General features: G+C 48.5%; 18 protein-coding genes. All 18 read left to right on the forward strand.

Translation table 11 applies throughout. The features are described from left to right. Nucleotides 1–24: 24 nt before the first annotated feature. Nucleotides 25–927 carry a branched-chain amino acid transaminase gene (locus tag BUB18_RS17840; protein WP_073083697.1) on the forward strand — a complete coding sequence of 301 codons (903 nt, stop codon included), beginning with the start codon at nt 25–27 and terminating at the stop codon, nt 925–927. A 313-nt stretch (nt 928–1,240) separates the two neighbouring features. Beyond that, entirely contained in the window at nt 1,241–2,920 is a 1,680-nt protein-coding gene (gene ilvD / locus BUB18_RS17845) for a dihydroxy-acid dehydratase (protein WP_073083699.1), read from the forward strand. Then, nucleotides 2,886–4,637 carry a biosynthetic-type acetolactate synthase large subunit gene (gene ilvB / locus BUB18_RS17850; RefSeq protein ID WP_083550210.1) on the forward strand — a complete coding sequence of 584 codons (1,752 nt, stop codon included), beginning with the start codon at nt 2,886–2,888 and terminating at the stop codon, nt 4,635–4,637. Before ilvD ends, ilvB begins: the two co-directional genes overlap by 35 nt. 48 nt (nt 4,638–4,685) lie before the next feature. Continuing rightward, entirely contained in the window at nt 4,686–5,222 is a 537-nt protein-coding gene (gene ilvN / locus BUB18_RS17855; protein ID WP_073083701.1) for an acetolactate synthase small subunit, read from the forward strand. Between the two features lie 81 nt (nt 5,223–5,303). Continuing rightward, a complete protein-coding gene (gene ilvC, locus BUB18_RS17860) occupies nt 5,304–6,350 on the forward strand; it encodes a ketol-acid reductoisomerase (RefSeq protein ID WP_073083703.1) in 1,047 nt (348 codons plus the stop codon). A gap of 57 nt (nt 6,351–6,407) precedes the next feature. Next, a complete protein-coding gene (gene ilvA / locus BUB18_RS17865; protein ID WP_073083705.1) occupies nt 6,408–7,667 on the forward strand; it encodes a threonine ammonia-lyase IlvA in 1,260 nt (419 codons plus the stop codon). A 529-nt stretch (nt 7,668–8,196) separates the two neighbouring features. Next, the gene (locus tag BUB18_RS17870; protein WP_073083707.1) at nt 8,197–8,997 is read left to right on the forward strand and encodes an SDR family NAD(P)-dependent oxidoreductase; all 801 of its coding nucleotides are present in this window, start codon (nt 8,197–8,199) and stop codon (nt 8,995–8,997) included. 10 nt (nt 8,998–9,007) lie between these two features. After that, nucleotides 9,008–10,147 carry an NAD(P)/FAD-dependent oxidoreductase gene (locus BUB18_RS17875; RefSeq protein ID WP_073083708.1) on the forward strand — a complete coding sequence of 380 codons (1,140 nt, stop codon included), beginning with the start codon at nt 9,008–9,010 and terminating at the stop codon, nt 10,145–10,147. Nucleotides 10,148–10,216: 69 nt separating this feature from the next. Continuing rightward, a complete protein-coding gene (locus BUB18_RS17880) occupies nt 10,217–10,921 on the forward strand; it encodes a hypothetical protein (protein ID WP_143159985.1) in 705 nt (234 codons plus the stop codon). Between the two features lie 130 nt (nt 10,922–11,051). Further along, entirely contained in the window at nt 11,052–13,430 is a 2,379-nt protein-coding gene (locus BUB18_RS17885; RefSeq protein WP_073083712.1) for a glycoside hydrolase family 95 protein, read from the forward strand. Nucleotides 13,431–13,628: 198 nt separating this feature from the next. Then, nucleotides 13,629–15,305 (forward strand): sodium/sugar symporter, encoded by a 1,677-nt coding sequence (locus tag BUB18_RS17890; protein ID WP_073083714.1) that lies wholly within the window; start codon nt 13,629–13,631, stop codon nt 15,303–15,305. A 145-nt stretch (nt 15,306–15,450) separates the two neighbouring features. Beyond that, entirely contained in the window at nt 15,451–16,953 is a 1,503-nt protein-coding gene (locus BUB18_RS17895; protein ID WP_073083716.1) for a xylulokinase, read from the forward strand. 20 nt (nt 16,954–16,973) lie between these two features. Then, nucleotides 16,974–18,302, forward strand: coding sequence for a xylose isomerase (gene xylA, locus BUB18_RS17900; RefSeq protein WP_073083718.1), 1,329 nt, complete (start codon nt 16,974–16,976; stop codon nt 18,300–18,302). Between the two features lie 38 nt (nt 18,303–18,340). After that, complete coding sequence (locus BUB18_RS17905) at nt 18,341–19,294, forward strand: aldose 1-epimerase (protein ID WP_083550213.1); 954 nt, start codon at nt 18,341–18,343, stop codon at nt 19,292–19,294. A 517-nt stretch (nt 19,295–19,811) separates the two neighbouring features. Then, a complete protein-coding gene (locus BUB18_RS17910; RefSeq protein WP_073083721.1) occupies nt 19,812–20,528 on the forward strand; it encodes a carboxypeptidase-like regulatory domain-containing protein in 717 nt (238 codons plus the stop codon). Between the two features lie 206 nt (nt 20,529–20,734). Then, nucleotides 20,735–21,328 carry an RNA polymerase sigma factor gene (locus BUB18_RS17915; protein WP_073083723.1) on the forward strand — a complete coding sequence of 198 codons (594 nt, stop codon included), beginning with the start codon at nt 20,735–20,737 and terminating at the stop codon, nt 21,326–21,328. Beyond that, nucleotides 21,321–22,037: a hypothetical protein gene (locus BUB18_RS17920; protein ID WP_073083725.1), complete on the forward strand. Its 717-nt coding sequence runs from the start codon at nt 21,321–21,323 to the stop codon at nt 22,035–22,037. Before BUB18_RS17915 ends, BUB18_RS17920 begins: the two co-directional genes overlap by 8 nt. A gap of 2 nt (nt 22,038–22,039) precedes the next feature. Then, nucleotides 22,040–23,455, forward strand: a complete 1,416-nt coding sequence (locus tag BUB18_RS17925; RefSeq protein ID WP_073083727.1) for a S8 family serine peptidase — start codon at nt 22,040–22,042, stop codon at nt 23,453–23,455. Nucleotides 23,456–23,475: the final 20 nt, after the last annotated feature.

A 23,475-nucleotide genomic window follows, 5' to 3' on the forward strand; every position in this document is an offset into this window, starting at 1 on the left:
GACGACGCTAATAATTTCAATTTTATGTATAGCTATTACAACGACAACACCATTCTTTACATCAACGGTGAATACCGTAAAGCAGCCGAATCTACCACAGACCTGTACGGCCAATCTCTCCACTATGGATACGCAGTATTTGAAGGCATCCGCGCCTACAAAACTGCCAGCGGTGAAGTGAAGATCTTCAAGGCCAAAGAACACTACGACCGTCTCCGTCGCTCCTGCGAATTAATCCACATCCCGTTCAAATGGACGAATGAAGAGCTGATCGAAGCAACTTATAAGGTGTTGGAGCTGAATAACATGCAGGAAGCCTACATCCGACCGCTGGTTTTCTGTCCGCCAAACATGACGCTGAAAGCCGCATCGGAAGCACATATCCTGATCTGCGCATGGGAATGGGGTGCTTACCTCGGTGAAAAACTGCTCAAAATCATGACCTCCTCCTTTGAGCGTCCAAATCCTAAAGCTTTCAAAATCGAATCCAAATCAGCAGGCCTGTACGTTAACTCGATACTCGCCTCACAGGAAGCGAAAGACAAAGGCTACGACGAAGGACTGTTACTGGATCAGGCAGGATATGTAGCGGAAGGCCCTGGTGCCAACGTCTTCTTTGAAAAAGACGGTAAAGTATTTACCCCACCTTTAGGCTCCATCCTCCCAGGTATCACCCGCGCTACCGTAATTGAACTCTGCCACGAACTGAACATCCCGCTCGAAGAAAAACTCTTTACCATCGATGAACTTAAAACAGCTGACGCTGCATGGTTCTGCGGTACCGCTGCAGAAGTAGTAGGCCTGGATTCCCTCGATGGCCAGCCTTTCGGCAAACCATGGGCGCAATCCCTCGGTAAAGTACTCCAGCAGGCTTATAAAGCAAAAGTGCTGGAAAAAGAGTTCGAACGCGCAGAACAATTAGCATAAATTTCTCTACAGAAGGCATTGAGTATGAACACACCGGAGTTTTAACGGGCACCATACTGTTAACTGTACTTCAGTCAATGTAATTAGCTTTATAATTCGTACTGAATGCCTTCTGTTTTTTTTGAAGACCGTAAAACCGAAAAGTGAAAATCCCTGTCCAATAAGGGTTTGCGGGCAAGAAGGCCAAATTTGAAGACCGGTATTAGATGAATTCTTAGTTTGACTATCACACATTCACCTTCTAATTTTAAACCAACTTTTAAAATAGGATTACTATAAACCGTTGGTAATCTACACTAACAAAACAACAGCAATGGAATTGAACAAGTACAGCAAAACGATCACCCAGGATCCTACGCAACCAGCTGCTCAGGCACAGCTGCACGCTATCGGGCTGACAGACGAAGATCTGAAAAAAGCTCAGGTAGGCGTGGTGAGTATGGGCTATGATGGCAATCCCTGTAATATGCACCTGAATGACCTCGCTAAAGTCGTCAAAGCTGCCGTGTGGGCAAATGACCTCGTCGGACTCAACTTCCACACCATTGGCGTGAGCGACGGTATTAGCAACGGTACCGCAGGTATGCGTTACTCCCTCGTTAGCCGCGATCTGATTGCTGACTCTATTGAAACCGTTGTTGGTGCACAATACTATGATGCTGTAATCACCGTTCCGGGCTGTGATAAAAACATGCCAGGCTCCCTCATGGCTATGGGCCGCCTCAACCGCCCCGGTATCATGATCTACGGTGGTACTACCGCTCCAGGCAAATGGAAAGGTCAGGACCTCAACATCATCTCCGCCTTCGAAGCATTGGGCCAAAAAATGGCTGGTACCATCGCTGAAGAAGATTTTAAAGGCATCGTACACAATGCCTGCCCCGGCGCCGGCGCCTGTGGCGGTATGTACACCGCTAATACCATGTCTTCCGCCGCGGAAGCACTCGGTATGAGCCTGCCTTACAGCTCATCCAACCCCGCACTGAGCCAGGAAAAAAAGGATGAATGCCAGGCCGCTGGTAAATACATCCGCCTGCTCCTCGAAAAAGATATTAAACCACGCGATATCATGACCAAAGAAGCATTCGAAAATGCTATCACCGTCGTTATCGCATTAGGTGGAAGTACTAACGCAGTCATCCACCTCATCGCCGTGGCTAAATCTGTAGGTGTAAGCGTTACACTGGAAGATTTCCAACGCCTCAGCGACAATACCCCACTGATCGCAGATCTGAAACCAAGTGGTAAATACCTCATGGAAGATCTTCACAATATCGGTGGTGTACCATTAGTGATGAAATACCTGCTGAAAGCCGGTCGCCTCCACGGCCACTGCCTCACCGTTACAGGTAAAACCATCGCGGAAAACCTGGAATCAATCGCCGACATTGATTTCAGTTCACAAGACATCATTGTTCCACTGGAGAAACCACTCAAAGCAACCGGTCATATCCAGATCTTATACGGTAACCTCGCCACTCAGGGCTCTGTTGCCAAAATCACCGGTAAAGAAGGTGAGAAATTCAAAGGCCCTGCCCGCGTATTCGATGGTGAGTTCGAACTCATCGCCGGTATTCAGTCAGGCCGCGTTAAATCCGGCGATGTAGTCGTGATCCGCCAGGTAGGTCCTAAAGGTGCACCAGGGATGCCTGAAATGCTGAAACCAACCTCCGCTATCATGGGCGTAGGCCTGGGTAAAAGCGTGGCACTGATCACCGATGGCCGCTTCTCCGGAGGTACCCATGGCTTCGTAGTAGGGCATATCACGCCTGAAGCTTTCGAAGGTGGTACCATCGCACTTGTTCAGGACAACGATATCATTGAAATAGATGCAGTGAACAACACCATCAATGTAGAAGTGAGCGATGAAGAACTGGCAGCACGCCGCGCCAGCTGGGTACAGCCTGCATTGAAAGCATCCAACGGAATCTTATTTAAGTACGCAAAACTTGTAAAAAATGCAACAGAAGGATGTGTTACCGATGAAGGCTGAGACAGAAGCCGATAAGCGGTCAGCCGTTAAACCTGTAATCACCGGTTCAGAAGCGGTTATCCGCTCACTGATAGCTGAAGGGGTAGAAACCATCTTCGGTTATCCTGGTGGTGCAATCATGCCAATCTATGACGCCCTGTACGATTTTCAGGATCAGGTGCATCATATCCTGGTGAGGCACGAACAAGGTGCGACGCACGCCGCACAAGGGTATTCCCGCGCTTCCGGCAAAGTGGGTGTGGCTTTTGCTACCTCCGGCCCTGGCGCCACCAACCTGGTAACAGGTTTGGCAGATGCTTATATGGACAGTACCCCGATGGTCTGCATCACCGGTCAGGTGGCAGCAGCATTACTCGGTACTGACGCTTTTCAGGAAACTGACGTGATCGGCATCACCATGCCTATCACTAAATGGAATATACAGGTCACCCGCCAGGAAGATATTCCCGGCGCCATCGCCAAAGCTTTCTATATCGCCCGCAGCGGCCGCCCAGGCCCTGTACTGGTAGATATCACCAAGAACGCACAGGTAGGTACCTTCGAATACGAATACAATAAATGCGAATTTATCCGCAGCTACCAGCCGGTACCTGAACTGGATAACGAAGCAGTTACCGCTGCGGCAGCACTGATTAACAGCGCTAAAAAACCTTACATCTTCTGTGGCCACGGGGTATTACTTTCCGGTGCAGAAAATGAATTATTATCACTGGCCGAAAAAGCACAGATACCTGTTGCTTCCACACTGCTGGGCCTCTCCGCCGTTCCTGTCGATCACCCGCTGTATGGTGGAATGTTAGGAATGCACGGTAACTACGCCCCTAACATGCTTACCTGCGAAGCCGACCTCATCATTGCCGTAGGTATGCGCTTCGATGATCGTGTAACCGGCGACGTTAGTACGTTCGTTAAGCAGGCGAAAGTAATCCACATCGAAATCGATGCGGCAGAAATCAATAAAATCATCCCTGCGGATGTAGCCATCCATGCAGATGCAAAAGAAGCACTCAGCGCTCTTTCACAGCTGGTAATGCCAGCCAAGCACGACGCATGGCTGGAAGAGTTTCGCTTCGGCCATAAGAAAGAATATGATAAAGTACAGCACCGCGAACTTTATCCGGAAGCCGGAGAAATCAAGATGGCAGAAACTGTTCGTCTCATCTCCGAAAAAACAAATGGTGAAGCCATACTCGTAACGGATGTAGGACAGCACCAGATGATCGCTTCCCGCTACTACCGCTTCAAAAATCCAAATACCAATATCACTTCCGGTGGTATGGGTACCATGGGCTTCTCCATTCCTGCCGCCATGGGCGCAAAAATGGGCGCTCCTGAAAAAGAAGTAATTGCCGTAGTAGGGGATGGCTGCTTCCAGATGACCTTACAGGAACTGGGTACCATCTACCAGTCACAGATTGGTGTGAAAATGGTAATCCTGAATAACAACTTCCTCGGAATGGTTAGACAGTGGCAACAGCTGTTCTTCGACAAAAGATATTCTTCCACCGAAATGGTGAATCCTGATTTCATACAGATTGCTAAAGGATTCTTTATCCCGGGCAAAAAAGTTACAGCAAGGGAAGATCTCGCTGCCGCAATTGATGAGATGCTCGCACACAATGGTGCCTATCTCCTGGAAGTGGTGGTGGAAAAAGAGGACAACGTATTCCCTATGGTACCTGCAGGCGCACCGGTCTCCACTATTCGCCTGGAGTAGTACCCGCAGTAACACCCGTATTGTTTATCAGAAATTCACAACAACATTATGCAAAAGGAATATACAGTTACGGTATATACAGAGGATCGTATTGGTATCACCAACCGTATCACCATCATATTCACCCGTCGCGGAATCAACATCACCAGTCTCACCACTGCTGAAACAGAAATCCCGGGCGTATACAAATTCGTTATAACGGTAATGTCTACGCGCGAAAAACTGGACAAGGTAGTTGGCCAGATTGAGCGACTGATTGAGATTCACCGTGCCTTTGTACACGAAGAAGATGAGGTGGTATACCAGGAGCTGGCACTCTATAAAATCTCCACCAAAGCGCTGCATACAGCGGGGGATGTAGAGAAGCTGATCCGCGAAAATAACGCGCGTATCCTCACTATCACTGCCGACTATTTCGTAATCGAAAAAACAGGACATCAGCAGGAGCTGACAGATTTCATCAAGAAGCTGGAGCCGTATGGACTGATAGAATATACTAAGAGCGGGCGCGTAGCGATTGTCAAGTGGAGCCGTCGTTTCCATGAACATCTCAAAGAACTGGATAAATCAGTAGCCAGCTATTAATCGGAAAAAAATAATATTCATTCACAATTTCACACCTGGCCTCTCGCATTAACTGAAGGCCAATGCAAAAAAAAACACAACATGGCAACCATCAATTTTGGCGGCGTACTCGAAGAAGTAGTAACCAGAGAAGAATTCCCTATGGAAAAAGCTAGGGAAGTGCTGAAAAACGAAGTGATTGCAGTTATCGGTTACGGTGTTCAAGGCCCAGGCCAGGCACTGAACCTGAAAGATAACGGCTTTAACGTTATCGTTGGTCAACGTAAAAACTCTGCAACCTGGGATAAAGCTGTTGCTGACGGCTGGGTACCAGGCGAAACACTGTTTGACATTGAAGAAGCAGCTGCGAAAGGTACTATCATTCAGTTCCTCCTGTCTGATGCTGGTCAGATCACCCTGTGGCCTACGCTGAAAAAACACCTGACTCCAGGTAAAGCACTGTACTTCTCTCACGGTTTTGGTATCACTTACAAAGAGCAGACTGGCATTGTTCCTCCTGCTGATGTAGATGTGATCCTCGTAGCTCCTAAAGGTTCCGGTACTTCCCTGCGCCGCCTGTTCCTGGCTGGTCAGGGTCTGAACTCCAGCTACGCCATCTTCCAGGATGCAACTGGCCGCGCTAAAGAACGCGTTGTAGCGCTGGGTATCGGCGTTGGTTCTGGCTACCTGTTCGAAACAGATTTCAAAAAAGAAGTATTCTCTGACCTCACCGGCGAACGCGGTTCCCTGATGGGTTGTATCCAGGGTATCTTCGCTGCTCAATACGAAACACTGCGTAAAAACGGTCACTCTCCTTCTGAAGCGTTCAACGAAACAGTGGAAGAATTGACTCAGTCCCTGATGCCGCTGGTAGCAGAAAACGGTATGGACTGGATGTATGCTAACTGCTCTACTACTGCTCAGCGCGGTGCGCTCGACTGGTGGAAGAAGTTCAAAGAAGCTACTCAGCCGGTGTTCGATGAACTGTACAAATCAGTTGCTGAAGGTAAAGAAGCAGCACGTTCTATCGCTTCCAACAGTACCGCTGACTACCGCGAGAAACTGAACGAAGAACTGAGAGAACTCCGCGAAAGCGAAATGTGGCAGGCTGGTGCAGCAGTACGCAAACTGCGCCCTAACAATGCCTAATATCATATAACAGGTTGCGGATCATTCCGCAACCTGTTTTCAAATCTTTTCTATTTTATGTCCACCAATACTTCACTGGGCGTCAGCCCGCTTAATATACTGGATGCGGCTGTGAAACTGAAGCCGGTTGTTAACCGCACTCCGCTCACTTATTCTGCAACCCTCTCCCGCCGCTACAACTGCGATGTTTACCTGAAAAGAGAGGATATGCAAATTGTACGTTCTTATAAATTGCGTGGGGCATATAACCTGATTAGCAGCCTTCCTGCCGAATTGCTGGCAAAAGGCGTTACCTGCGCCAGCGCCGGTAACCATGCACAGGGCTTTGCCTATGCATGTAAAGCAATGAATATTAAAGGCGTGGTATTCATGCCTATCATTACACCTAAACAAAAAGTTACACAGGTACGTATGTTCGGTGGCGATAACATCGAAATACGCCTGGTAGGAGATACCTTCGACGATTGCTCCGCAGAAGCACAGACTTTCACCAAAGCAGAAGGTATGACCTTTATTCCCCCTTTCGATAACCCAAAAATTATTGAAGGTCAGGGAACTGTAGCGGTGGAAATACTGGAAGACCAAAATAATATTGACTTCCTGTTTGTACCGGTTGGCGGTGGCGGCCTCGCTGCCGGCGTTGGTACCTATTTCCAGACCTACAGCCCGCAAACACGCATCATCGGCGTAGAGCCGGAAGGCGCGCCCTCCATGTTGCGCGCCCTGGAAAACGGTAGCCCTGTTACCCTCGGCGATATTGAAAGATTCGTGGACGGTGCAGCAGTAAAGCGTGTAGGCACACTCAACTATGAAATATGTAAGGAAGTGCTGGAAAAAATGCACCTCGTAAATGAAGGTAAAGTTTGCTCCACCATCCTCAAATTATATAACGAAGACGCCATCGTAGTAGAACCGGCAGGTGCATTGTCCATCGCAGCGCTCGACGACTTTGCCGATGAAATCCGCGGCAAAAAAGTGGTATGCGTGATCAGCGGCAGCAACAACGATATTGACCGTATGCAGGAAATCAAAGAAAGATCCCTGCTCTACGAAGGCCTGAAACACTACTTTATTGTACGCTTCGCGCAGCGCCCGGGTGCACTGAAGGACTTCCTGAATCACGTCCTGGGTCCAAACGATGATATCACCCGCTTCGAATATATCCAGAAGCATAACAAAGAAGCTGGTCCTGCGCTGATCGGTATCGAGCTGGGTAAAAAGGAAGATTACGATTTACTCATCGCCAACTTCCGCAAGTATAACCTGAACTTCACTGAACTCAATAAAGATGATAACCTGTTCGGTTATCTCGTGTAAGACGATTTTTTTTACTGCTGATTGATCAAAAGGGATTGCCGCTTTAGTGTGGCAATCCCTTTTGGCTTTTATCAACCGTAAGAGCAGGGCCTGCGGCCCTGCTCTTACGGTTGATTTTCATCGCCTTCGGCGATGGAAATCAACGGAGTTTATGACAACCAGCGAATCCAATCTTCTATATATCAAGTGGCAGCAGGGCACCGGGCTGCTCCCACCAATCTGCGAATACAATCTAATCTCTATAGGGGCAGCAGGGCACCGGGCTGCTCTCTCCAATCTGCGAATACAATCTAATCTCTATAGGGGCAGCAGGGCACCGGGCTGCTCTCCCCAATCGGCAATCTAATCCTATATAGTGGGAGTAGGGCACCCGCCAGCTCACAACAATCGGCAGTCTTATCCTCTATAGGGGGGAGCAGGGCACCCGCCCTGCTTCCCCCGTTGTACGTTTGCCGAAGGCAAACGTACAACGGGGGGGCCAAAAGCGAAAATTTCAGTAGCTTAGAATATCATCTCACAAAAGAAAAAAATGGATCTGAAGTTAAACGGAAAAGTAGCCATCGTTACCGGTGGCAGCAAAGGAATAGGCAAAGCCATTGCAGAAGCACTGCTCAAAGAAGGCGCTAAAGTGGTAATCAGTGCCCGCAACGCGGACGAAGTAGAAGACACTGCCGCCACCTTACGCCTGGCCGGCTACGACGTTACCGCCGTACCAGCCGACATGGCTAAAAAAGCAGACCTGGAACAGCTGGTGGCCGCTGCGCTGCACCGCTACGGCCGTATCGATATCCTCGTGAATAACGCTGGTACCATCGATACTTTTGCTCCCATCGCTGATATCACGCTCGACCAGTGGCGCTACATCTTCGAAGTGAATTTCTTCGGGGTAGTGGAACTCACCAACCTCGTAATCCCGGTGATGCTGAAGGAAAAAGGCGGACGTATCATTAACATCTCTTCGGAAAATGCCGTGCAGCCTGATCCGATGATGGGACACTATAACGCTACCAAAGCTGCCCTGAATAACTATTCCAAAACCTTGTCCATGAACTATGGGAAGGATAATATCCTGGTAAACACTGTTTCACCCGCCTTCATCCGCACACCGCTGCTGGATAATATGCTGGATAAAATGGCGGCAGATGCAGGCTCTACCCGCGAAGAAGCGGCCCGTAAATTCCTGAAGGAAAACCGGCCATATCAATCGCTGGGCCGCGCCGGTACCATGGAAGAAACGGCCGGTATCGTGGCTTTCCTGGCCTCCGATCAGGCCTCGTTTATTACTGGTGCTGTTTTCCGCGTGGATGGCGGCTCAGTAGGTACTGTATAAATCTGATATTATGTTGAGCTATTGGGAGAAGCAAAGCCTGTTACAATACGATTACATTATAGTGGGTAGTGGCATAGTAGGGCTGTCCACTGCCATCAGCCTGAAAGAGGCAGACGAAAATGCCCGGGTGCTGGTACTGGAAAGGGCCATCCTGCCCACCGGCGCCAGTACTAAAAATGCGGGCTTTGCCTGTATCGGCAGCCTCACCGAAATACTGGCCGACCTGCAAACCATGCCGGAACAGGAAGTGCTGCAACTTGTAAAGCTCCGCTACGAAGGCCTGCAACTGCTGCGCCAGCGACTGGGGGATAACGCCATCGGCTACACGGAAAACGGCAGCTATGAACTCATCACCTCCCACGACGAATGGGCACTCGGACAACTGGACACTGTCAATAACCTGCTGGGTAACTTCTTCCCCCAAAAAGCATTTACACTGGCAAACAATAAGCTGCCAGCTTTCGGATTCAATACCAACGTGGTAAAAGCTGTTGTCAGCAATACCTACGAAGGCGAACTGCATACCGGGAAAATGATGCGCAGCCTCATCGACCTTTGCCTGCGTGTAGGCGTAGAAGTGAAAACAGGCGCAGCAGTAGCCAGGGTAGAAGACCTGGGAACCAGTGTAAACGTAGTAGTTCCGCATGCACTGCTAAAAGAAGAATTGATTTTCTCTGCACGCAAACTGATCATCTGCACCAACGCTTTCACCAAACAACTCTTGCCCGCTACAGCAGATGTAATGCCCGGCCGCGGACAAGTGCTCATCACCAATCCCATCGCCAACCTCCGATTCAAAGGAATTTTCCATTTTGAAGAAGGATACTATTATTTCCGGGAGCTGGAAGGGCGCATACTTTTCGGCGGTGGCCGCCAGCTGGACTTCTCCGGCGAATCCACCACGGAGTTTCAATACAACAACCGTATTCAACATCAATTAGAAGAATTGCTGCGCACTGTTATTTTGCCGGATACACCATTCACTATAGCTGACCGCTGGACGGGCATCATGGCATTTGGTAAAACCAAACAGCCAATTATTCAACACCATTCACCAAACGTAATTTTAGGGGTAAGAATGGGTGGAATGGGCGTGGCTATTGGATCGAAGGTAGGTGAGATGTTGGCGGAGATGGCGTTTGTAAGATAATTATCAAGTATTTATTAGAGCTGGCAATATTGGTATTGGTTACTACCTTTACGAAAATTAACCTTACTTATGATCAAACGCATTTTATTATTTAGTTGTATTATTCTCCCACTTTCTTTGTTAGCACAGATAAACACATCGCCTAATGGCGATGTTACCATTGGCGATGTCACACCAATGGCAAAACTGACTGTAATGGGTCGGCTTCATGTGGAAGAGTCGGATATTTTGGTACAGCGTGCAGGCTCTCCAGGAATTTCTCTGGTGAATACGCTGAAGACCAATCCTGGTGAAGCTAAGCAATGGACAATTTATAACATGACCGAACCTACCTATGGTAACAGCCTTCAGTTCTGGGCTTATGATCAACAAGGTTGTAACGGTGGTTTATGTCATGCACGACTCACTATTCAGGACAACGGATTTGTTGGAATTGGTACCATGCGCCCTAAGTCCGAACTCGCTGTTGCCGGCACCATCACTACGCAAAAAGTAAAAGTAACCCTTAATGACTGGGCCGATTTCGTATTCGACCCCACCTATACCTTACCTTCCCTCGGTTCCCTGGAGGCCTACATAAAGGTGCACAAACATCTCCCTGAAATACCCTCCGAGCAAACGATCAGTCGTGAAGGACTGGACCTTTCAGAAATGGCTAAACTGCAAATGCAGAAGATAGAAGAGCTTACGCTCTATATCATCCAGCAACAAAAAGAAATTAACGAGTTGAAAGCAACCATGAAAAACATGCAGCACAAGCTGGACAAACAATAATAAACCGGAGGCTGGCTGATTCCTGGTCAGCCTCTGATCCTATCCTCCCTCATCCTGATACCCTTTTCACCCGCTATTGCAATGGCTTTTTATTTTGCCTATTTTGTTAGCAAGATATTATTAGCCACTAATGAAAAAGATTCTATTTATTGCCCTGTTGGCAAGCAGTTCCACGTATGCGCAACAAAAACTTCCCTTAAAGCTCTGGTACAAACAGCCCGCCACCAAATGGATGGAAGCCCTGCCAGTAGGTAATGGCCGCCTCGGCGCTATGGTGTACAGTCATCCGCAAACGGAAACAATCCAGGTAAACGAAGAAAGCCTGTGGGCCGGTGTGCACTATAATGACGCAAATCCTAACAGCCTTCGTGTACTCGACTCCGTAAGGCAGCTCCTCTTTGCCGGAAAAAACGCGGAAGCCGTAAAGCTCGCCAGACCTAACATGCTGGCCGTAGCAGCAGAGAACTCTCCTACGCTGTTGCGCAATTTCAGGTCGTACCAAACATTCATGAACGTTAACCTGCTGAATCACGTACAGGAGTATAGCAACTATAACCGGGAGCTTAACCTCACCACCGGTGTTATCACGAGCAGTTATAGCAGTAACGGTGTCACCTATACGCAGCAGGTGTTTGCATCTGCCCCTGCCAATAAAATAGTGATAAGGCTGAATGCCAGCAAAGCAGGCGCTATTAATACCATAGTGTTTCTGACCAGGCCGGACGATTCGAAAGGAGCCAGCAACCAGTATAAAGACTGTACCACCCGTACCGACGGTACCAACAGGATTCTCCTCACCGGCCAGATTGAAGATAAAGACCCGAACCAGGGGCCGGAAGGGAAGCATATGAAGTTTGCCGGTTCAGTAACTGCCAATAACCAGGGTGGGCAAATCAACGCGGTGGGCGACAGCCTCAAAATCAGCAACGCCACCACGGTAGTACTGGTGATTGATGCTGCCACCAACTATGATTTTGCTCATCTTAGCTTTGATGATAACGTTGATCCGAAGGTGCTGCTGGACAAGGCCGCAGCAAAACCACTGCCCGCCTATGCCACACTGTTAGCGGACCAGGAAAAAGACCATGCCGCGCTGATGAACCGCGTGCAGTTCAACCTGGCAGGCAATACCGAAAACCTGCCAACGGACGAACGACTGAAAAAAGTACAGGCAGGTGCCTATGATCCGTACCTGACTACCTTGTTATTCCAGTACGGTCGTTACCTGCTGATCGGCTCCTCGCGCGCGCCGGGCAGGCTGCCGGCTAACCTCCAGGGCATCTGGAACAATCATATCAACGCGCCATGGCAGTCGGATTTTCATACCAACATCAACCTGCAAATGAACTACTGGCAGGCTGAAACCGGTAACCTGCCGGAAACGGTATCTCCCCTGGTGAACTTCATCAATAACATAATTCCGGAAGGGGAAATTACCGCTGCCAAAATGTATGGCGCCCGCGGGTGGACCCTCCACCACGCTACGGATGCCTTCGGAAAAACCGGCCTGCAAAATGAATTGCATTATGGCACCTTTCCCATGGGTACCACCTGGACGCTGATGCACTTCTGGGACCATTATGACTACAACCGTAACCGAAAGTTTCTTGCCGATACAGCCTATCCGGCAATGGTATCCCATGCCCGGTTCATTAAGGATTTCCTGGTGAAGAGCCCCGAAGGATACCTGGTATCCGTGCCGGCCTATTCCCCCGAGAACTCTTTTATCGACCCAAATACCGGCAAAGGCCAGTCACTCACCTATGGACCCACTATGGATAACCAGATTATCCGGGAGTTCCTGACCCGCTATATAACCGCAGCGCATATACTGGGAAGAGACCTGTTATTTGCCGACAGCATGCAGCAGGTAATCAACCAGCTGCCTCCTACCCGCCTCGGCAAAGACGGTCGCATTATGGAATGGGTGAAAGATTATGAAGAAGCCGAACCCGGCCACAGGCATATTTCCCACCTGTTCAGCCTCTATCCGGGCAATCAGATCAACCCACAAACGCCGGACCTGTTTGCCGGCGCCCGTAAAACCCTGGATTACCGCCTGGCTCACGGTGGCGGACACACGGGCTGGTCGCGCGCATGGATCATAAATTTCTACGCCCGCCTCCGGGATGGGGAAAAAGTATACGAAAACATCCAGGCCCTGTTCAAAAAATCTATTTACAGTAACCTGTTCGATGATCATCCGCCGTTCCAGATCGACGGTAACTTCGGTAGTGCCGCCGGCATGACCGAAGCCCTCATGCAAAGTGAAGCCGGCACCATCGAACTACTGCCAGCATTGCCGGCGGCCTGGGCCAGTGGTAACATAAGTGGTATAAAGGCCCGCGGAGGTTATGAAATTACCATGGCCTGGCAAAACCATCAGTTGAAAGCAGCGAGCCTTAAGAGCACCAACGGTGGTAAGGTAACGGTGATGTATAATGGAAAATCCGTTACGGTAAATCCGGCAAAAGGCCAGACAGTGGCGCTCAAGGGTATCATTCAGTAAATGATATGGGTATCAAATGTTGCATTTTTTGTTAATGACCTTTGATATGTGGTGGAAAATGATAGTTTTGAAGCCGCAAAAAAACCGCAGGAATATTTACTGCGGTTTTTACTTTTTTAACACGTAGGTAAGGGTAAAAATTACATTTAAATTGCTAAATTGTTCCGCTATTTATTTTAACAACCACGTTTGAACGTTATGAATCACACTCTTCGCGGTATGGACTACCTTGTTTTCCTGATCTACTTTATCATTGTAGCAGGCTATGGGTATTACATCTACAAAAAGAAAAAGAAAGCCACTACAGACTCAAAAGACTTTTTCCTGGCGGAAGGATCTCTTACCTGGTGGGCAATTGGCGCCTCGCTGATTGCGTCTAACATTTCTGCTGAGCAATTTATCGGTATGTCCGGCAACGGGTTTAATATCGGGCTCGCAATTTCTACCTACGAGTGGATGGCAGCAGCAACCCTGATAGTGGTGGCTGTATTCTTCCTGCCAATCTATCTCAAGAACAAGATTTACACCATGCCCCAGTTCCTGGAGAAGCGGTATAACCAAACTGTGGCCACCATCATGGCCGTGTTCTGGCTATTGCTGTATGTGGTGGTAAACCTCACGTCTATCCTTTACCTGGGAGCCCTGGCTATTACTACCATCTCCGGTATCAACTTCTATGTGTGTATGGTGGGCCTTGCGGTATTCGCCATCATCATTACGCTGGGAGGTATGAAGGTAATCGGGTATACAGATGTTATCCAGGTGTTCTTCCTTATCCTGGGTGGTTTGGCAACTACTTACCTGGCCCTGCAACTGGTTTCCAGGCAATTCGGCAGCGAAGGCGTGCTCAACGGTTTCAAACTGATGACCCAACATGCCAACGACCACTTCCACATGATCATCCACAAGGAAAATCCGAAGTACCTCGACCTGCCAGGCCTCAGTGTACTCGTTGGAGGTATGTGGATCGTAAACCTGAACTATTGGGGTTGTAACCAGTACATTACACAGCGTGCCCTGGGTGCGGACCTCAAAACAGCCCGTAACGGTCTGCTGTTTGCAGGTTTCCTGAAACTCCTGATGCCTATCATCGTGGTGTTGCCAGGTATCGCTGCCTACGTGCTGTGGAAAGAAGGTCAGTTCCAGACGGAGATGCTGAAAGATGGCTCCCTGAACGCGGATAACGCTTATCCGGTGCTGTTAAACCTGCTGCCTACCGGTCTGAAAGGCTTGTCCTTCGCCGCGCTTACAGCAGCAGTAGTTGCTTCACTGGCAGGTAAAGCCAACAGTATCTCTACCATCTTCACACTGGATATTTATAAGAAAATCTTCAATAAAGAAGCGGACGAGAAGAAGATTGTGAATGTAGGTCGTGCAGCCGTGGTAGTTACCATGCTGATTGCGATTGTAATTTCCAACTTCCTTGGCATCGATAAAAAAGGAGGCTTCCAGTTTATTCAGGAATATACCGGTTTCGTGTCTCCGGGTGTATTCGCCATGTTTGCGCTTGGTTTCTTCTGGAAACGCACCACGAGCAGCGCTGCCTTGTTTGCAATGATCGGCGGTCTGTTGCTTTCCTTCTTCTTCAAGTTCCTGCCTGGCTTTACGGACCTCAGCTTCCTCTACAACAGCGGCTGGGCAATCTTAAATCCTGATTCAGGCGTATACGAAATGGCGTTCCTCGACCGTATGGGTCTGGTGTTTGTTATCTGCGTAATCGGTATGATCATCATTACCCTCGCAGATCCTAAAAGTGCAAACAATCCTAAAGGACTGGCCATTGATGCCACCATGTTCAAGCCATCTGTTGGTTTTACCGTAGGAGCTGTACTCATCTGCGGTATCCTGATGGCACTCTACACTGTTTACTGGTAGTAGATTCAGATGATAATAAGTTAGTGTCAGGAGGTGCTTTTGCGCCTTCTGACACCTGATGACACCGAAGGTGTTGTCCATAAATTCTCCAACGATATCCGTACTCCCCGGTATGGAACCTGTTGCCCATTGTAAAAAATAAGATATGTACTTTATAGGCTACGATATTGGCTCTTCATCAATAAAGGCAGCATTGCTGGATGCTGAAAGTGGTAAATGCCTGGCCAGCGCCATCAGTCCTTCCCGTGAAATGCCTATGCAGGTGCTTCATGCCGGCTGGGCGGAACAGGACCCCGAAAGCTGGTGGCAGGAAGTAATCAACGCCACCAAAATCCTTCAACAACAAGTTGCATTTGAACCCGCTACCGTTAAAGGTATCGGCATCGCCTACCAGATGCACGGCCTGGTATGTGTGGATAAAAACCAGGAAGTATTACGTCCTGCTATTATCTGGTGTGATAGTCGCGCCGTGGAAATTGGCCGCCAGGCGTTTAACAAGCTGGGAGAGCAATACTGTCTTTCCCACCTGCTCAACTCCCCGGGCAACTTCACTGCTTCCAAACTCCGCTGGGTAAAGGAAAACGAGCCACATGTATTCGAACGTATTCATAAAGTGATGCTGCCCGGTGATTTCATCGGTATGAAACTCACCGGTAAAGCCTGCACTACCGCCTCCGGTTTGTCGGAAGGTACCTTCTGGGATTTTACTGCCCAGGGTATTGCGGTGGACCTGCTGAACCACTATGATATTGATGCATCACTGCTGTCGGAGATCGTACCTACGTTTGGGGATCAGGGAAGCCTGACTGCTACGGCAGCGGCTACACTGGGACTGGCGGCAGGTACACCGGTTACTTACAGAGCCGGCGATCAGCCTAATAACGCGTTTTCCCTGAATGTACTGCAACCGGGTGAAGCAGCTACCACCGCGGGTACTTCCGGCGTGGTATATGCCGTAACCGACCAGCATGCCTACGATCACCAGAGCAGGGTCAATACCTTTGTACATGTAAACAATCAGGCTGGCGGTGTACGCAATGGTGTACTGATGTGCCTCAACGGTACCGGTATTGCCAACAGCTGGCTGAAATCAGTAGTAGGGGAGCTTAGCTATCCCGAAATGAATGAGCTGGCGGCAACCGCGCCAATAGGCGCCGCAGGGTTACAGGTATTTCCTTTCGGCAATGGTGCCGAAAGAATCCTCAGCAATATGCGTGTAGGCGCTACCGTGAACCAGCTTGATTTTAACCTGCACAGCAGGGAGCATATGCTGCGCGCCGTTCAGGAAGGTATTGTTTTCGGCCTGAACTATGGCATGGATATCATGGCAGAAATGGGTTCTGCAATCCACCGCGTGCGTGCAGGACAGGCAAACATGTTCCTGAGTCCGCTCTTCCGCGAAGCTTTCGCCAACACGGCCAACGTAGTAATAGAATTATACAACACAGATGGCGCCCAGGGCGCCGCCCGCGGTGCAGCCGTAGGAGCAGGGCATTTCACGCTGCAAAATGCCTTCCACGGAATGGAATGCCTGGCCGTTATTGAGCCTCAGGCGAAACTGCAATCACAATACCGCGAAGCATATGGCCAGTGGCTCTACGCTCTTAAACAGCGTCTCTCACTCGGAGAACTGGCAGATAATAAGTAAATTTTAAATTTAACATAGTTATGAACATTACACTTGGAAACCAGGAATACTTCAAAGGGATCGGTAAGATCAAGTTTGAAGGACCTCAATCAGACAACCCGCTGGCTTACCGTTTTTACGATGAAAACAGAATCATTGCCGGTAAATCCATGAAGGAGTTATTTCGCTTTGCCGTTTCTTACTGGCATACCTTCTGCGGCACTGGTGGAGATCCGTTTGGTCCTGGTACTAAAAACTTCCCATGGCTGGTAGCCACTGACGCTGTACAAAGCGCAAAAGATAAAATGGATGCCGCGTTTGAATTCATTACCAAAATGGGTTTACCTTACTACTGCTTCCACGATGTGGACCTGGTAGACGAAGGTGCTAACGTAGCTGAATATGAAAGCCGCATGCAGCAAATCGTTGCTTACGCAAAAGAAAAACAGGCCGCCAGCGGGGTGAAACTGCTGTGGGGTACTGCCAATGTTTTTAGCAACCCACGCTATATGAACGGTGCCGCTACCAACCCTGACTTCGCAGTGGTAGCTTATGCGGGTGCACAGGTGAAAAACTCACTGGATGCAACCATCGCACTGGGTGGTGAAAACTACGTGTTCTGGGGTGGCCGTGAAGGTTATATGACCCTGCTGAACACCAACATGAAACGTGAACAGGAACACCTGGCACGCTTCCTCGGTATGGCGCGCGACTACGCACGTAAACAAGGCTTTAAAGGTACCTTCTTTATCGAGCCTAAACCAGCCGAACCTACCAAACACCAGTACGACTTCGACAGTGCCACTGTAATCGGTTTCCTGCGTCAGTATGGACTGGATAAAGATTTCAAACTCAATATCGAAGTAAACCACGCAACCCTCGCTGGTCATACCTTCCAGCATGAGCTGCAGGTAGCTGCCGACGCAGGTATGCTGGGTAGCATCGACGCTAACCGCGGTGATGCACAGAACGGCTGGGATACCGATCAGTTCCCGATGAACCTCAATGAGCTGATCGAAAGTATGCTGATCATCCTCGAGGCCGGTGGCTTTGCAGGTGGTGGCGTAAACTTCGATGCTAAAACCCGTCGTAACTCTACTGACCTTGAAGATATTTTCCACGCACACATCGGTGGTATCGATACGTTCGCAAGAGCCGCGATCATCGCTGAAAAAGTGCTGGCAAATTCTCCATATAAACAATTCCGTAAAGACCGTTACGCATCATTCGACAGCGGTAAAGGCCAGGAGTTCGAAACCGGTAAACTCACCCTGGAAGATCTGCGCAACATCGCAGCGGCTAACGGTGAGCCTAAACTGACCAGCGGCCGTCAGGAATGGCTCGAGAATATTATCAATAACGCCATCTGATTTTTTTGACTATTTTGTATGCAAATAAAACAGGAACAATGAGATTTAGTATGCTTTCATTCCAGGAAGGTGGTTTTGATATTGTGGCATTGACAGACGGAAAAAACGGGACAACCGTAGAAATAATTCCGGCACACGGCGCTTTATTGCACGCGTTTAAGGTGAAACAGGGGAATAACACCCTTAACTTGATCGATAGCTATAAAGACCTGGCGGATATGCAGCAGGATCTGAAAAACAGCTTCAAGAATGTAAAACTAAGTCCGTACGCCTGCCGGATCAAGGATGCCAGTTATAGCTTTAACGGTAAAGACTATACGCTGGAAAAAACGATTGCTCCGGGTAATGCCATCCATGGCTTACTGTACAATGCCCCTTTTAAGGTGGTATCACAGGAAGCTGATGACACCAGGGCTACTGTTACCCTTGCATATAGTTATAATCAGGAAGATGCAGGTTTCCCGTTTGCATACGACTGCACGGCCACTTATACCCTGCACCCGGATAATGAACTGCAGATCACCACTACTGTTACCAGTAAGAGTGATGCAGTAATGCCCCTGATGGATGGATGGCATCCCTACTTTTCTACCGGTACGCCGGTGGATCAGCTGGTGCTGACCTTTGCTTCCAAACAAATTGTAGAATTTGATGAGAAGCTGATTCCTACAGGTAAAGTACTGCCATTTACTGAGTTCAGAACCGGTAAGGGACTGCAAGGTGTGGAGCTGGACAATTCCTTTGTACTGGATTTCAGCGCATCTCAGCCACTGGCTGTATTGCGCGATCCGGTAAAGAATATCAGCATCAGCTTCCACCCTTCACCACAGTATCCGATTTTGCAGGTCTATATACCGCCGCATCGCAAAAGTATCGCGATCGAAAACCTGAGTGGTGCTCCCAATGCTTTTAATAATGGATTAGGATTGGTAGAACTGGCTCCTGGTGCATCACAGCAGTTTGATACACGCGTTAAGGTGACTGCAGGATAAAGGGAGGTAAATCTAAATAATCAGCACCCGCCACGCAAAATGCGGGCTTCGGTCTTCACCGACTGAGTGCCATTGGGAGCAACAAGCAATCAGCCCCGCCGCGCAAAATGCGGGCTCCGGTCTTCACCGACTGAGCATCATTGGGAGCAACAGGCAATCAGCACCCGCCACGCAAAATGCGGGCTTCGGTCTTCACCGACTGAGCGCCATTGGGAGCAACAAGCAATCAGCCCCGCCGCGCAAATTGTGGCATCTGGTCTTCACCGACTGCATGTCATTGGGAGAAACAGTTAATCAGCACCACCGCGCGCAGCGCGGCCCCCTCCACCAATGACCGAAGGTCATTGGTAAAAAATCAAATGAAATTTACAGGTATAAAAAATCCTTCCAGTCTCAGACTGGAAGGATTTTTGTTTTTTATAAAACTGTAATATTGTAGAGAGATATACCTGAACATAAGGAGTGACTGATCTGTTGAATGGGAATAGATAACCGTCAGGATTTAAAACCTAATTAGATGATGAAGCAAATTGCCCGCATTTTAGCCTTAGGCTGTATGCTATTATTAACTATGCAATTCGTGCAGGCGCAGGTGGTAGTAACCGGTGTGGTGTCCGATACAAACAGGCTGGTATTACCATACGCTACTGTTACCAATCTCACCACCGGTAAGCACTCCGTTACCGATCAGGGTGGCTTTTACCGTATTAATGCTTCCCGTGGCGACCGGTTATCCGTTACTTTTGTAGGATATATTTCGGATACCGTTCAGGTAACGGCCACCTCAGGCAGTCAAACCATCAACATCCGCATGACAGTGACCAGCAAGTTCCTGAAAGGAGTAGATATCAGTGCCAAGTACTCCCCGTACCAGCTGGATTCTATGGCTCGCCGGGAGCAATATGGCTACCTGCTGGACTTGCCCAATAAGCCGCTTGCCGGGGGAAATACGCCAGAAGGGGCGGGAATAGTGTTCAGCCCGATTACCCGATTCTCTAAAAAAGAAAAACAAAAACGCCAGTTTAAAGAGAATTACGAAGCCATGGAAAAGGAAAAGTATATCGATTCCCGTTATACACCCGCATTGGTTAGCCGGGTAACTGGTTTGTCAGGTGATTCCTTACAGCATTTTATGCGTGATAACTATCCTTCATATGAAACCATGCGCAGCCTGGAAAACAACGACTTGCTGTACTGGATAACAGATAAATATAAAAGCTGGATAAAGAAATAAGGCCACCGGCCTAAACAGGAAGGGTGATCAATGAAGATTGATCACCCTTTTCTTTTTGGGGGTTATACCTACAAGGAGGTTTTTTTGGGGGTAACAAACTGTGTTAACTATAAGTATTAGTCGGGAGATAAAACCAGAGGTAAACAACATTGGTGAATTTTTTTTACGTATATTAGTTTTCCCCAATTCTTTATTTATTAACCTGTATGATACCCATATCAGTAAATAGTAGCAGGGACGCAGAAATCCTTGCAGGCTTACAGTTGGGCGGCCCCGCAAGACGTTCTTTTGAAGAACTGCTCTACACCTCCTTTTTCTACCTCACCAGGGAGGGTGAACGCAAGTATAGTCTGACCACTGATGATAGTGCCAGCGCCTATTCTGACGCGGTGATATCCGTGATAGACAATGTGGTTGCAGGCAGGTTTGAGCACCGGGCATCGCTTAAAACTTACATTTCCCAGATTTTTTACAATAAATGTGTTGACCTGAAGCGAAAAAGCGCGACTAATAAAGAGCGGGTTCACCATACTTCAGACCTGGACACCATGATGATGATGCTCCCCGATAATGCCAGGAATGCAGTGCAGCAGCTGATAGACAATAATAACCGTATACTGCTGCGGCAAAAGCTGTCAGAAATCGGCGAAAAATGTAAAGAGCTGTTGTTATTGTTTGAAGATGGATACCCCGATCGCGAAATAGCTACCATGCTGCATTATAACTCCGCTGAGGTAGTGAAAGTGAGCAGAAGACGGTGCCTTGATAAATTAAGGGAAAAAATGCCTGGTTATGAATGAGCAACTACATTACATCGATGATTATTTTACAGGGGCATTACGGCCGGAAGAAAAAGCGGCGTTTGAACAACGCTGTACTTCCGACCAGGAGTTTGCCCGCGCAGTTGCTTTCTACCTGACTGCCAGAAGTGTGATAAAGGAAGCAGTGCATGAAAATAAAGCGGCTGCTTTTAAAAAAATGCCGGTGAGCATGGCCGTGGCTAAACGTCCCGTTGGGCGTTACCTCGCGGTGGCAGCCACGTTGCTGCTGCTGGTAATTGCCGGCTGGCTGTATTACAAAGGCTCACCCGCTCCATCAAAGCTCGCTGATAGCTATATCAAAGAAAACCTTAGCCAGCTAAGTGTTACTATGAGTAGTGAAAGTGATAGTTTACAAACGGGTATTGCAGCGTATAATAAAGGAGATTATGCTGCTGCCGAAAAAATATTTACCATACTTTCCAACACTGCATCTGTGAAAACAGACGCCATTAAATATCTTGGAATCGTATACCTTGTTACCAAACGTTATGATATGGCAATAACGCAGTTTGATCTGCTCTCACAGATTCCGCTGTATGCCAACCCCGGACCATTCTATAAAGCACTGGCATTGTTACAACGCGGCACCCCTGAAGACTTACAGCTCGCCAAAAAGTTATTACTGGAAGTAAAAAACAACCAGCTGCCAGGCAGCAAATATGCTGTTGAGTGGCTGAATAAACTGTAAACATGAAACCTCGAAATCTGCTGTTACTATTGCTGATAATTGCGATTATCATTGTATTGTTTTTGCTGCGGCGCTGTAAAGGCCCGGAACCGGTTAAAAAGATTACCCGTACGGATAGCGCTTACGCCTCACCACAGTACCATAAAGATCAATTAGTACTCATCTTCAAACATACTCCCACCACTGAGGAGCGCACCCGCATAAAGGATAGTATGCGGGTATATGGTATTGATACTGTGAAGATTACTGTGCAGGCATGCCCAAACTGTAAAGATATGCCTGTCGAACTCTGGAATGCACCCGGTATCGACACCTATGTTTTTGCCGACCCTGTTCGTGGTGGTACTACCACAGGCAGTGGTACACAAGGACAGGGAGAGGACTCCACTTCATATTATTCACGGAATTTTATCCTAAACGCGCCTCCTGATCTGGATAATAGAACACCTGCCGGTATTTCTAAACTGGTATCCCGGAGATTTGTAAATAACGGCAAAGTTATCAGAGTAGCCATACTGGATACCGGACTCGATGAAGCACTGCTGAATACAGGTTATACATGGAAAAATCCCGCCGAAAAACCCGGTAACCAAAATGATGATGATGCCAACTGCCTGAAAGATGATGTGGTTGGCTGGAACTTTGTTGGTAATAATTCCGATATCCGGGACGACCATCCCGGCCGCCATGGCAGCAATATTGCATTGTTTATCATGAATGAATTCCAGCGCGACAGCGCCAATGCCCTGCAACTGATGATCCTCAAAACGCATGACCAGAAGGCACAGGGCGATTTGTTCAATGCTATGTGTGCTATCGCTTATGCTGCCAGTCACGATGCCAGGATTATCAATGCCTCATGGGGATATTATACCGGTTACAAATCCTCTCCGTACCGGCCGCTGGATTCCATGATCACACGGGTACTCGCCGAAAAAGGAATTCTCTTTGTTACCTCCGCCGGCAACAGGATGCCCGCCGCGGATGATAGCGCACGCAAGCGCGGCCTCACCGAAGCAGAATTGCGCGACCTGACCAAACATCAGATGTATCCGGCCTGTTTTAACAACCCGGCATCTAACATCATAGTAGCTACTACGATCAACGACACAGCGGTAAGCCCTACGCAAAACTTTTCAGACCGCTATGTGGATATCGGTGTAAAGGCAGATAGTATTGAAAATGGGGTGCAACTGTTCAGAGTACCACTGGTCCTGGAAAACAGATACATAACCGGATCCTCTTTTGCCACAGCCATTGTCACGGGTCGGATTGCAGCAATGTGCCCGGTTCCCAGGAATGGTACGACCGCTAAAAAGGAAGATTTCCTGAACAACCCGGGTATAAATGCACAATATAATCCTGTGATCGGTGGAAAAAAACAGGTGGCAGGAGGCAGATATATCACGCATAACTAAATTAATAGCTTATAAGTAAA

Source organism: Chitinophaga jiangningensis (assembly GCF_900142605.1).
Taxonomy (GTDB): Bacteria; Bacteroidota; Bacteroidia; order Chitinophagales; family Chitinophagaceae; genus Chitinophaga; species Chitinophaga jiangningensis.

Coding starts and splice junctions, on each gene's coding strand:
- BUB18_RS17840 (WP_073083697.1), top strand. CDS start 25: ATGTATAGCTATTACAACGACAACACCATTCTTTACATCAACGGTGAA.
- ilvD (WP_073083699.1), top strand. CDS start 1,241: ATGGAATTGAACAAGTACAGCAAAACGATCACCCAGGATCCTACGCAA.
- ilvB (WP_083550210.1), top strand. CDS start 2,886: ATGCAACAGAAGGATGTGTTACCGATGAAGGCTGAGACAGAAGCCGAT.
- ilvN (WP_073083701.1), top strand. CDS start 4,686: ATGCAAAAGGAATATACAGTTACGGTATATACAGAGGATCGTATTGGT.
- ilvC (WP_073083703.1), top strand. CDS start 5,304: ATGGCAACCATCAATTTTGGCGGCGTACTCGAAGAAGTAGTAACCAGA.
- ilvA (WP_073083705.1), top strand. CDS start 6,408: ATGTCCACCAATACTTCACTGGGCGTCAGCCCGCTTAATATACTGGAT.
- BUB18_RS17870 (WP_073083707.1), top strand. CDS start 8,197: ATGGATCTGAAGTTAAACGGAAAAGTAGCCATCGTTACCGGTGGCAGC.
- BUB18_RS17875 (WP_073083708.1), top strand. CDS start 9,008: ATGTTGAGCTATTGGGAGAAGCAAAGCCTGTTACAATACGATTACATT.
- BUB18_RS17880 (WP_143159985.1), top strand. CDS start 10,217: ATGATCAAACGCATTTTATTATTTAGTTGTATTATTCTCCCACTTTCT.
- BUB18_RS17885 (WP_073083712.1), top strand. CDS start 11,052: ATGAAAAAGATTCTATTTATTGCCCTGTTGGCAAGCAGTTCCACGTAT.
- BUB18_RS17890 (WP_073083714.1), top strand. CDS start 13,629: ATGAATCACACTCTTCGCGGTATGGACTACCTTGTTTTCCTGATCTAC.
- BUB18_RS17895 (WP_073083716.1), top strand. CDS start 15,451: ATGTACTTTATAGGCTACGATATTGGCTCTTCATCAATAAAGGCAGCA.
- xylA (WP_073083718.1), top strand. CDS start 16,974: ATGAACATTACACTTGGAAACCAGGAATACTTCAAAGGGATCGGTAAG.
- BUB18_RS17905 (WP_083550213.1), top strand. CDS start 18,341: ATGAGATTTAGTATGCTTTCATTCCAGGAAGGTGGTTTTGATATTGTG.
- BUB18_RS17910 (WP_073083721.1), top strand. CDS start 19,812: ATGATGAAGCAAATTGCCCGCATTTTAGCCTTAGGCTGTATGCTATTA.
- BUB18_RS17915 (WP_073083723.1), top strand. CDS start 20,735: ATGATACCCATATCAGTAAATAGTAGCAGGGACGCAGAAATCCTTGCA.
- BUB18_RS17920 (WP_073083725.1), top strand. CDS start 21,321: ATGAATGAGCAACTACATTACATCGATGATTATTTTACAGGGGCATTA.
- BUB18_RS17925 (WP_073083727.1), top strand. CDS start 22,040: ATGAAACCTCGAAATCTGCTGTTACTATTGCTGATAATTGCGATTATC.